Annotated in this window: 13 protein-coding genes; 12 read left to right on the top strand and 1 reads right to left on the bottom strand. The window is 44.0% G+C overall.

Annotation, left to right across the window (positions count from 1 at the left end; genetic code table 11):
- Window positions 1-182: 182 nt before the first annotated feature.
- The 10 genes from BIZ37_RS06035 to BIZ37_RS05990 all read left to right on the top strand — a co-directional run bounded on the left by BIZ37_RS06035 (window position 183) and on the right by BIZ37_RS05990 (window position 9,203).
- Window positions 183-959, top strand: coding sequence for a hypothetical protein (locus BIZ37_RS06035; protein ID WP_187460726.1), 777 nt, complete (start codon window positions 183-185; stop codon window positions 957-959).
- 98 nt (window positions 960-1,057) lie between these two features.
- Window positions 1,058-2,146: a hypothetical protein gene (locus BIZ37_RS06030; protein ID WP_187460725.1), complete on the top strand. Its 1,089-nt coding sequence runs from the start codon at window positions 1,058-1,060 to the stop codon at window positions 2,144-2,146.
- Between the two features lie 411 nt (window positions 2,147-2,557).
- Window positions 2,558-4,141: a cytochrome ubiquinol oxidase subunit I gene (locus BIZ37_RS06025; RefSeq protein ID WP_187460724.1), complete on the top strand. Its 1,584-nt coding sequence runs from the start codon at window positions 2,558-2,560 to the stop codon at window positions 4,139-4,141.
- 13 nt (window positions 4,142-4,154) lie between these two features.
- The gene (gene cydB / locus BIZ37_RS06020; protein ID WP_187460723.1) at window positions 4,155-5,291 is read left to right on the top strand and encodes a cytochrome d ubiquinol oxidase subunit II; all 1,137 of its coding nucleotides are present in this window, start codon (window positions 4,155-4,157) and stop codon (window positions 5,289-5,291) included.
- Window positions 5,292-5,303: 12 nt separating this feature from the next.
- A complete protein-coding gene (locus tag BIZ37_RS06015) occupies window positions 5,304-5,408 on the top strand; it encodes a cytochrome bd oxidase small subunit, CydX/CbdX family (protein ID WP_187460722.1) in 105 nt (34 codons plus the stop codon).
- A 330-nt stretch (window positions 5,409-5,738) separates the two neighbouring features.
- Window positions 5,739-6,695 carry an MBL fold metallo-hydrolase gene (locus BIZ37_RS06010; RefSeq protein WP_187460721.1) on the top strand — a complete coding sequence of 319 codons (957 nt, stop codon included), beginning with the start codon at window positions 5,739-5,741 and terminating at the stop codon, window positions 6,693-6,695.
- Window positions 6,685-7,011, top strand: coding sequence for a hypothetical protein (locus tag BIZ37_RS06005; RefSeq protein ID WP_187460720.1), 327 nt, complete (start codon window positions 6,685-6,687; stop codon window positions 7,009-7,011). Before BIZ37_RS06010 ends, BIZ37_RS06005 begins: the two co-directional genes overlap by 11 nt.
- Window positions 6,999-7,898 carry a DUF692 domain-containing protein gene (locus BIZ37_RS06000; RefSeq protein ID WP_187460719.1) on the top strand — a complete coding sequence of 300 codons (900 nt, stop codon included), beginning with the start codon at window positions 6,999-7,001 and terminating at the stop codon, window positions 7,896-7,898. Before BIZ37_RS06005 ends, BIZ37_RS06000 begins: the two co-directional genes overlap by 13 nt.
- On the top strand, window positions 7,882-8,568 hold the full coding sequence (locus BIZ37_RS05995; protein ID WP_187460718.1) for a putative DNA-binding domain-containing protein: 687 nt from the start codon (window positions 7,882-7,884) through the stop codon (window positions 8,566-8,568). The genes BIZ37_RS06000 and BIZ37_RS05995 overlap by 17 nt, the downstream gene beginning before the upstream one ends.
- Before the next feature lie 47 nt (window positions 8,569-8,615).
- Window positions 8,616-9,203 (top strand): DoxX family protein, encoded by a 588-nt coding sequence (locus BIZ37_RS05990; RefSeq protein ID WP_107297887.1) that lies wholly within the window; start codon window positions 8,616-8,618, stop codon window positions 9,201-9,203.
- 81 nt (window positions 9,204-9,284) lie between these two features.
- Here BIZ37_RS05990 and BIZ37_RS05985 read toward each other — a convergent pair whose 3' ends face one another.
- Window positions 9,285-9,926 carry a TetR family transcriptional regulator C-terminal domain-containing protein gene (locus tag BIZ37_RS05985; RefSeq protein WP_187460717.1) on the bottom strand — a complete coding sequence of 214 codons (642 nt, stop codon included), beginning with the start codon at window positions 9,924-9,926 and terminating at the stop codon, window positions 9,285-9,287.
- 244 nt (window positions 9,927-10,170) lie between these two features.
- Here BIZ37_RS05985 and BIZ37_RS05980 point away from each other — a divergent pair, with 244 nt between their 5' ends.
- Both BIZ37_RS05980 and uraH read left to right on the top strand, forming a co-directional pair.
- The gene (locus BIZ37_RS05980; RefSeq protein WP_187460716.1) at window positions 10,171-10,656 is read left to right on the top strand and encodes a 2-oxo-4-hydroxy-4-carboxy-5-ureidoimidazoline decarboxylase; all 486 of its coding nucleotides are present in this window, start codon (window positions 10,171-10,173) and stop codon (window positions 10,654-10,656) included.
- Complete coding sequence (gene uraH, locus BIZ37_RS05975; RefSeq protein ID WP_187460715.1) at window positions 10,653-10,976, top strand: hydroxyisourate hydrolase; 324 nt, start codon at window positions 10,653-10,655, stop codon at window positions 10,974-10,976. The genes BIZ37_RS05980 and uraH overlap by 4 nt, the downstream gene beginning before the upstream one ends.
- Window positions 10,977-11,027 lie beyond the last annotated feature (51 nt).

Here is an 11,027-nt window from a genome sequence, read left to right as displayed (position 1 = left end):
CTTAATACGGTTTTCTAAGCAATTAATCATGAATATAATAACGAATTATTTTGCTGAAAATAATTTATTGCATTTAATATCAGTTAACTAATCACATTGTAGTGCTTTTTTATTTTTGTATAGAAATTAAGACATCATAGAATATCTATGCTTTTTACTCCACAACAATAAGAGTGAAAGTCATGGCTATTTCATATAAAACCCTATCTAAAGTAGCCCTTGGGGTCGGTCTGGGATTGGCAGCTAATGCTTATGCTATATCACCGCCAGCTAATCAACTATTACCCCCATCAAGGACAGCAAACCTTTACGCGCTAGAGGTTGATTGTGACTGTGTTCTAGAAATAACTCCTCAGAAAGAAATTTCTATCAAGATCAGTCGACAAGATATTTTAGATGCCATTAACGAAGATGGTGGTGCTTTTGAGGATATTAACCTCGATAACAAAGCTATCGTTGCATTACCAGATGGTTCAATCATATTCGGTGTGGAAGCAATGGTTCCATATGAGTATGAAGGTCCTAACCCACCAATTATCGAAGAATTCCTACTGAAACTTGATAAATATAATGAGTTATCAATCTTGATTGACTCTGATGATGCAATGCAAGTAAACGACGGCGAATTTCCTGACTTTGAAGGGCTTGTCATGGGTATTGATGGCAAACTTTATGTCGGTGAGGACGCAAGCGACGACGTATTGAAAGTCGACCCTGTTACCGGTGATTTTTACCGATTTGCCAAGAAAGAAGATTTCGAAGCGCTGGGCGAAGGGTTCATTTTCGATATTCAACCTGCTATTTCTGCTGATTCACGTTATATCTATCTCGCTTCGGATGATACGCCAAATATCGTTTACAAAATCCCATATATGTATGGCTATCATGATCCAGAAATATATGCGAGCGGACCAGGTGTTGACCCACATGAGCTTTCTAAAGATAACACCGTTATTTAATCAATGATAAAACCAACCCACCGCTATCTTATGAACGCTATTACCCCGGTAATTACCACGCACCACTAAAACCAGACAATATTGATGGCACTTTTTCTTTGACTTTTGTAGAAGATACCGATTATGACCCGCAAGAAGTCAAAACAGAACCAATACCTTGGGATGCAACACCCTATGAGGTTGCGAGTATCATCAAAAAAGCTCTCAACGAAAAAGTCATCGTTATGGGGCGTGGCACAATAGGCACCCCTTGGACATTTAATGATCCTGAAGGCTACCGCCTAACCGACATTCACACATACAACCTCATCAATGCTGATGGTGAAATATCAAAAGAAGAAACACCAGGTGAAGATAACCCGACAAAAGAAGCTGTCGAAGGGCAAAATCATATTGAGGCTCTCGGAACTGATGCACAAAGCGGGAAAATTGAGCTTGAAGTTAGAGTTAGAGTGATAAGTGGTAGCAATACGGATATTGGTGATTCTGATGTAACGATAGGAGATTTAAACCTTAAAGTTGGTGATAGCGCAGAAACAGTGAAAACCAAAATCGTTAAAAAGACGCAGTTAAGTGAAGGTGATGTTGAAGTTAAAGGTAAAGGCACAATTAAATCACCTTGGGTCTTTATTTTTGGTGGCGACTATAAAGATATCGAAGTCGAGTTTGATATTCAAAATGACGAATATGACCGAATCAAACCTGAAGAAATACTAACAGGTACTAAAAAGGATGCCCGAGCCTTTGATGATCCTGATGGCTTCATGACCAGAAACGATGATGGAGATATCACCCTTGCTGATGATTCCAGTGCCCACTTTATCTATAACATTGACAGAAAAGGTTATGTTTCGACTATCGCAACTGAGTGGGACCTTATCGTCAAGAATAATGGCAAAGTCGATATGGAAGGCGGGCTAGCCTACGACGATGATTACAACTTATATGCAAGTAACCACAATGATGCTCAAGATAATGGATCAAATAACGGTGGAGGTAATATCTTCAAGATCACACCTTATGGCAAAATCTCCATTTGGATTGATGCACAAGACGTTATTGATACAACATATGGAAACCTAGGTGATGTACAAATTGAAGGCATCGCGTTTGAACATGGTATCAAAAACAACGGTGCACCAGAGTACCCATACCACCTATTACCAACAAAGCCGAGTTATCCGTAGCTCGCCTGCTGGGACTTTAAAACGTTGATTAATATGAAAGCGACCGTTATGGTCGCTTTCGACAACAAATTGTCTGCTATCAACATTCGATTAATCACTTGCCAACGACATACTCTGACTCAAAGCTAAAATGATCCAATAAGGAGTCAGATATGTCAGCTCATCCATTTCGCCCCCTAGGCAAAAAGACCTTACCAGCAATCAATAGCTTCTGTGAATATATCGAACCTAAACAATGATTCATTCAGTCATTGTTAAGAGGTACTTAACCCGTGATTATATATGTTTGACTACCCTTAACTCTGTACCAGCATTACCATTCTCCCCGCTCTATGTGTTGCTCGACCCGATAGAGAATATCCAAGAAATATAAAGAAATATTCCGTCAATCAGCCTGACGGGGAGGAAATCATGCTCAACGAAGTAGCCGAACTATCACGGATACAGTTCGCCACGACGGCGCTGTACCATTTTATTTTCGTGCCCTTAACCATAGGGCTAGTCGTATTGCTGGCAATCATGGAAACCATGTATGTCATTACAGGCCAGCAAATATATAAAGACATGACAAAGTTCTGGGGCAAGTTATTCGGGATTAACTTTGCGATTGGTGTTGCTACTGGCCTCACCATGGAATTCCAGTTCGGGACAAACTGGTCTTTCTACTCCCACTATGTTGGGGATATCTTTGGTGCGCCCCTGGCCATCGAAGCGCTTATTGCATTTTTCCTCGAATCAACTCTAGTCGGCCTGTTCTTTTTTGGTTGGGACCGACTTTCAAAACGCCAGCACCTTGCCATCACTTGGTTGACGGCACTGGGTTCGAACTTTTCCGGCCTGTGGATTTTGATGGCTAACGGCTGGATGCAGAATCCGGTCGGCGCACAGTTCAATTTTGAAACCATGCGCATGGAAATGACCGACTTTGTCGAAGTCGTTTTCAACCCAGTCACTCAGGTTAAATTCTTGCACACCGTCGCCGGCGGTTACACCACTGGCGCTATGTTTGTTATGGCCATCAGTGCCTTCTACCTGCTAAAACGCCGAGATATCACCTTTGCTCGCCGCTCATTTGCAGTGGCTGCAGCATTCGGACTTACCGCTATTCTGGGTACATTGCTACTAGGTGATGAGTCTGGTTACGAACTCGGTGACGTACAGCAAGTCAAACTGGCAGCGATTGAGGCCGAATGGCATACCGAAGAAGCGCCTGCATCCTTCACGCTATTTGGCTTCCCTAACCAAGAAACCAAGGAAACCGACTACGCCATTAAGATCCCTTACCTTATGGGCATCATTGCAACCCGCTCGTTGGATGAACAAGTCATGGGTATCGATGACTTGATGAAGCAAAACGAGGCTAGGATCCGCAATGGTATGGTTGCCTATGGCCTGCTGGAAAAACTGCGTAGCGGATTCCACACCGAAGACGATGTCCAAGCCTTCAACGAAGTGAAAAAAGATCTCGGTTATGGGTTACTGCTGAAGTCTTACACCAACTCTGTGGTCGATGCGACCGAAGCACAGATCAAGCAAGCAACCGAAGACACTATCCCGCAAGTTGCACCGCTATTCTGGAGCTTCAGGATTATGGTTGGTTGCGGCATGCTAATGGTTATGCTGTTTGCCTTGGCCACATGGTATAGCTGCCGTAAATCCCTACCGCAGAAACGATGGTTGCTCAAGTTGGCCCTTATCTCGATGCCACTGCCATGGATTGCGAGCCAAGCGGGGTGGATTGTCGCTGAATACGGCCGTCAACCTTGGGCTGTGGGTGAAGTACTACCGGTGAATATGGCAGCCTCCCAGCTTGAACCGGGTCAAATCATGCTATCTATCGCCATGGTCTACGTGCTGTACACCCTATTCCTGATCATTGAATCATTCCTAATGGTCCGCTACTCCAAACTTGGGCCAAGTGCTCTCAAAACAGGTCGTTACCACTTTGAGAACCAGCCCGAAGACCGAGCGCTGACTTCAGCAACTAGCCACTAAGGAATGTTATATTATGATTGATTACGAAACACTGCGATGCCTCGCCTGGGTAATAATTGGCCTGTTGCTTATTGGCTTCGCTGTCACAGATGGCTTTGATATGGGGGTCAGTATTCTGCTCCCTGTCCTAGGGAAAAATGAAACCGATCGCCGCATCATGATCAACTCCGTCGGCCCTCACTGGGACGGTAACCAAGTTTGGTTGGTTACCGCTGGCGGTGCTATCTTCGCCGTATGGCCTCTGGTCTACGCGGTCTCTTTCTCTGGGTTTTATTTCGCGATGCTTCTTGCCCTGGCATCGTTATGGCTACGCTCGCTAGGCTTCGATTACCGCTCAAAAATCGATAGTCCAGTCTGGCGAGATGTCTGCGACAAGGCCTTAGTTGCCGGTGGTTTGATTCCGACTATCATTTTTGGCGTCGCCTTCGGTAACCTGATGCAAGGTATTCCATTTGTATTGAATGACCTGCTGATGACCAGCTACAAAGGCAGCTTCTGGGGACTACTGAATCCATTTGCCCTGCTATGTGGTTTACTTAGCCTCAGCATGATTCTGACCCAAGGCACAACATGGCTGCAAATGAAAACCACCGGCTCGCTACATACTAGAGCCTGTGCATTGAGTGAGTTGTCGGCCATTGTCACAGCAGCACTCTATGTCATCGCAGGGATTTGGGCTTACAACCTAGACGGTTACCAAATTACCAGTGCGATAGCCACAGATGCAGCAGCTAACCCACTGAACAAAGAGGTTATCACTGTAGCGCACGGCTTGTTCCAGAACTTCAACCACTATCCGGTTCTTTGGATCATTCCGGCACTGGCAGTGATTGCACCGATCTTTACAGCGCTATCAGCGAAAAAACAAAAAGACGGTACCGCTTTTGCGATGTCGAGCATAACGGTGACCAGTATCATACTGACTGCGGGTATCGCACTATTCCCGTTCATCATTCCATCGAGTATCAACCCATCTCACAGCCTGACAATATGGGATGCAACCTCGAGTGAAAAGACGCTGGGAATTGTTGCATTGATATCAGTCATCATGGTGCCTGTCATTCTCGGCTACACCTTGTGGTGCTATCGCAAGATGTTCGGCCGTATTGACAAGAGTTATATCGAAGAGAATAAAACAACTTTGTATTAAGGAGCATCTATTATGTGGTATGCAGCCTGGGTTATTGGTTTGGCTTTCGCCAGCTACATCGGAATTAAAAATGGATTCCGCATGGAGCGCAATGAGCAAAACTGGAAAAAAGACTAATACTGTAAGAAGTATGAGTGCCAACATATTGTGAATTATCTCTCTATAAATAACACTCCGTAATATTTAATAGAGATAACATTCACACGAAATAAAAACTCGCTTTTGGCGAGTTTTTATTTTTCAGCCAACAGAAAATCATATCGGTATTAGCAAACTCAATGAATGTGAAACAGATTAAGCAGGTGTTAACCATCAATTAAACACAATCAAATATACATAACCTTCCCTATCTCTTATCTTAGTCACACACTTTGACCGACATCAATAAAACGATCTTTTTCGCAGTAATTAAGTCAAAGTTAATATTGAACGACAAAGGTAAGCGCTATGAAATTTACATTAAAAACACTACTTGTTGCGACTGGGTTAACACTTGCTTCAAGTTTCTCTTACGCAATTCCCCTCAAACCTGTTGATACTGATTATACCCTACAACTACTTGGCTCTGGCGGCCCGATTACCGATGATGTCCGTGCTTCTTCTGGTGAAGTCATTTGGTGGAAAGGTAAATCCAAAATCCTTATCGATGCCGGTGCAGGCGTTTACCTACGTTTCGGACAATCAGGTTCACGCATGGAAGAACTCGACTTCTTGGGTGTTACCCACTTCCATACTGACCATGTGACTGACCTACCAGCACTACTAAAAGGCGGTTACTTCTTCAATCGCTCTTCTACCCTTGCTATTGCTGGTCCTACTGGCGAAGGGGCTTTCCCTAGCTTGACCAAATACATGGACGCCCAGTTCAATCATGACTCTGGCGCATACGCTTACCTCAACGGTATTTATGACGGCAGCGATGGCTTGTTCCCTGTCTCAATCCAAGACGTGGATTTCCACAAGAAAACCGGGACAAAAGTTTACGAGGACGACGGCCTAACCATTTACGCCAAAGGGATCCCTCACGGTGACGTTCCAACTCTGGCTTACCGCATTGAATCTGATAAAGGCATCATGGTGGTGTCAGCAGACCAAAACGGTACAGATGAAAGCTTCCTCGATTTTGCCAAAGGCGCCGATCTGCTAGTCATGCCAATGGCCATCGACGAAAACGCAGATGCAATTTCATCCTTCATGCATGGTACTCCTTCGGCTATCGGCAAGATTGCCCAAACCATTAACCCTAAAGCACTGGTGCTCAACCACTGGATGGGTAAAGGCCTAGTCCTTAAAGATGAATCCATCGAAATCGTGAAAAAATACTACAAAGGGCCAATCTACGCTGGCCGCGACCTATCAAGCTACCCAATGAGCGCAATCATGGAGCAAAGCAATGAACAATAAAATCGTACTTTCTATCGCAATGACATCTGTTCTGGCGATGAATGCCGGCGTTGCACACGCTGAGTCACAGGACAGCGCACCAGCCGCACAAAAACCCGTGGTATCAGCTCCTAGCAGCAACAACGGTGGTAAATGTGCCAGCGGTAAATGTGGTACCGAGAAAATCTTCGCCAAGGTTGAGTTAAATTCAGATCCACAAGACAAGCTAGTTCGTGCCCGTGACGGTAAATGCGGTATTTCAGGACAAGGGCTTGAAACAGAAAAAGCCACTGTCGCCCAGCCAGGAAAATGTGCAGGTGGGTTATGCGGACAATAACACCTTTTAGCAAAGGGATAGGTCTTCGTAACGAACATATGGATATTCTCTGCCAGCAACCAGCCAATAGTGACATTGACTTTCTAGAATTGGCACCAGAGAACTGGATGAATATTGGCGGAGTTAAGCAAGACGCACTTGAGATTATTGCAGAAAAATATCCTCTCGTTGCGCACGGTTTGAGTTTATCTATTGGTGACGCCCAACCGCTTAATAAGGAATTTGTTAAACAAGTAGGCACCTTTTTGGATAAATTCAATATTGAAATCTACAGCGAACACCTAAGCTTCTCTCGTGACAGCAAAGGTTACCTGTATGACCTATTGCCAATACCAAGGCACAGGGAAAACCTGAACTATTTATCAGGTAGGATCAATGCGGTACAAGATATTTTGCAGCGGCCACTGGTTTTGGAAAACATCTCCTATTATTACAGCTACCCGGGAGATATCGAGGAAGCCGAGTTTTTCTCACAACTTATTGAGAAAACCCAATGTGAAATATTGCTAGATATAAATAACATTTTTGTTAATGCAACCAACCACGGTTATAACGCGTTAGAGATGATTAAAGGTTTACCCTCAAAAGCTATTCGGTATTTCCATATCGCAGGGCATTTGAAACAACAAGATAACTCGCTACTTGATACCCATGGCAAAGCGGTAACCGTTGAAGTGATCGAACTGGCTAGGCATGTCTTCGATTTTCATGGTCCAAGACCTTTGTTACTTGAACGGGATCACTTTGTGCCATCGATCGAAGAATTGACCCAGGAACTTTGCCAAATACATCAGTACGCGATGAACGGCAATCATGAACAGAATGAGATCGAAGCATATGCACTGTCCTCCAAGCAACATGCTCTCTCTGATGCAGGCATTTGCTGACGGAGTCCGTCAACATAATGAACACAGGGAAACAAGCATTGGGCAATACCATGACTTTATTTGGGGCAATGTTCATAGCGTCGTTAACCAAACTTTTCCGATGTTCAGCCAACAACTTCAGGAAAATGAGTTAAATAATTTGGTTACGGCGTTTGTTGAACACAGCCAAGCAATAGAACCTGAATTTCATCATATCGCCACAGAGTTTGTTCGCTTTATGCAGTCCGGACACCATGCTGTGAAACCAGAGCTTAAAACATTGCTGGAATATGAATGGGTGATATTCAACACTGAAATAAATACCGAAGGGGTGAAAGCTCATAGCGATATTTTTTCAGAAAAAATATTGCTAACTGAATATAGGGTTGAGTTAAATCCGACGGTCACCTTTATCCAGGTTCCATTTTCAATTAACGATAATGAAATCTCTTTCCATAAAGGTAATCAGGAACTTCAAGCCTATGCGATATACCGAAATATGAAACACCAGGTGCTTTCTCAACCACTGGGTTATAACGACCGATACATATTGGAAATTGTCAGTAATCAATACTCTATTTCCTTAGATGAATTACTCGCTCAAGTAACACCTCAACTATCGGAAAACTACATCCATGAGTGGATAAAGCACTATTACCAAACTGGCTTGGTGATCTTAAGTCAACACTAGCCATTGATAACCATATTAATATCAAATTAATCATCAGGAGATTAATGATGATCCAATCAATCACGTCATTTTTTGACGGCATTTTCGAAAAATGCAAACGCTTCGATTTTATAGCCCTACTAGGCTGCCGCCTGTTTCTATTGCCAGTGATTTATGAAGGTGCCCACTCGAAAGTCATGGGGTTTAGCGGTACAGTCGAGTTCTTCGCCTCACCAAAATCAGCTGGCGGTTTGAACTTACCGTTTCCTGAGTTACTGGCTTTCCTTGCGACCGCTACCGAAGTGACCGGCCTAATTTGTATCGCTCTGGGTCTATTCACCCGCTTGATCTCCATTCCTATGATGGTGGTAATGACAGTAGCTAGTGCCATGGTTCACATGAGTCACGGTTGGTTGGCGATTGCGTCGAACGATATGGAATCTGCGGTACGCTTCAACAACTTCATTGTGTGGTTGGCAGAAAACTTCCCTGGCCGATACAACTACATTACTGAACTTGGCGACCCGGTGATCCTAAATAACGGCATGGAATTCTCCATTACCTATTTTGTTATGCTCTTGGTACTGTTCTTCTTCGGTGGTGGCCGCTACGTGAGCGCAGACTACTGGCTACGCAAAGCTATCAACAAAAAATAAAATTAAAGAATTTCAGTCAGCATAATAAAGGAAGCCGTTGCCAAGCAACGGCTTTTGTTTATTTTACTGCTGCCTTATCAATCAATTGTTCTCGACGGCAATACCACGCAATACCATATCTACAATAAACTGACGTGCTTCATCAAACTCTTGCTCTGTTAATGACTTCCCCTGCAGCAAACCTATTTCGGTATCAAAATCTGCATAGAATTGTGTCGCCCCCCAAATGAGATAGAGCAAATACATTGGCTGGACCGGCCTTATCAATCCTTGCTCAACCCATGCTTGAATTACTGTGATTTTTTTCTGTGACCACTCAATCATCGGCAAGTGAATATCTTCTCCGATAACCGGGGCCCCTTGGATTATCTCCATCGCAAAAATTTTCGACGCCTGGGGATGCTCTCGGCTATAGCGCATTTTCTTGTTGATATAAGCGGCCAAAACGTCATTCGGTGGCTGGCTGGCAGCTTCTTCTGCAAAACCGTCGTTCCACATTGTCACAATGTCTTGCAGTAGTGCTTTATATAACCCCGTTTTCGATTTGAAGTAATAAAGGATATTGGCTTTTGGCAAGCTGACTTTGTCGGCTATGGACTGCAGTGAGGTACCTTTAAAGCCATACTTGGCAAACTCTTCAGCTGATGCCTGTAGAATTAATGCTTGGTTTCGGCGCCTAATTTCCCCACCGTTTTCCTCAACTGCAACACTCTTTGTATCCATTCAACAACCATCCCCAACGTCCTTGTTACTACCCAGTAGACCCCTTCAATAGCTGATATGTCAAGCCACCAGCGTTATTCAACCTGACGCACAAAAAGCGTGCAACTGCACCATGATTGCTCGAAAGCTCCCGCAAAAATTCAATAAATTCAGTCCGAAGCCCCGCCACCACTAAACCTGAACAATTGGTCAACTTTTTGCATTAAAGCAACAGAACCCTTTTGTATTACCAATGAGGAAAACAATGACAGCATACCCTTTAGCCCTAGATAGCCAACAGCTTGCAGGTATTTGTACCAGCCAGTTCTGGTGCGCCAAGATGCAAAGGATGGGGCCATATAAACACTATGCCGACTTCATAAAAGCCAGCGAGTATGCCTTCGAAGCTATGGTCGCTGCCGACTGGCTTGAAGCGTTCGAAGGCCACCCGATGATCGGTGATTTGGATTCGCTGAATAAAAAATACGCCCAAGGAAAAAACCTCAGCCAACAAGAGCAACAACAAGTCAGTGTAGCAGACCCTGAAGTGCTGCTCTCCCTCCATCAATTTAACCAAGCCTATTTCGATAAATTTGGATTTATTTTTATCGTGTTTGCCTCGGATAAAACTGCCGCCGAAATGCTCAGGCTCATTAAGGCACGGATCGATAGGAGCTTTGATCAAGAGCTTAAAACCGCATCTGAAGAGCAAATTAAAATCAGCAAACACCGCATGGAGGCCTTCCAATGAGAACGCTAAGCTGCCATATCCTTGATACCAGCAAGGGCACTCCTGCTGCTGGTATTGCCATATCGTTGTATCACGCCACGACACCTACCCCGCTAGATCAACAATTCACAGACAGTGATGGTCGCGTTCGCTTTGAAGAATTAGAACTCAGTCAGGGCCAATACACTTTAGTGTTCGATACCAATATCTATTGCAAGCAACAGTTCGGTGAAGTTTTTTTTCCTGAAGTCAGGGTGACATTTTGTGTTACCGATGACAGGCACTATCACATCCCCCTTTTGTTATCACCCTATTCATACAGCACATATAGGGGAAGCTAACACTCAGTAAAACATTAAAACGAACAAGTAAAGTCGACAAAAAATAATAAA

It is taken from the genome of Photobacterium sp. BZF1, assembly GCF_014349205.1.
Lineage (GTDB): Bacteria > Pseudomonadota > Gammaproteobacteria > Enterobacterales > Vibrionaceae > Photobacterium.
Note: the sequence above shows the minus strand (reverse complement) of the source record. Positions and strands in the feature narration are given on the sequence as shown.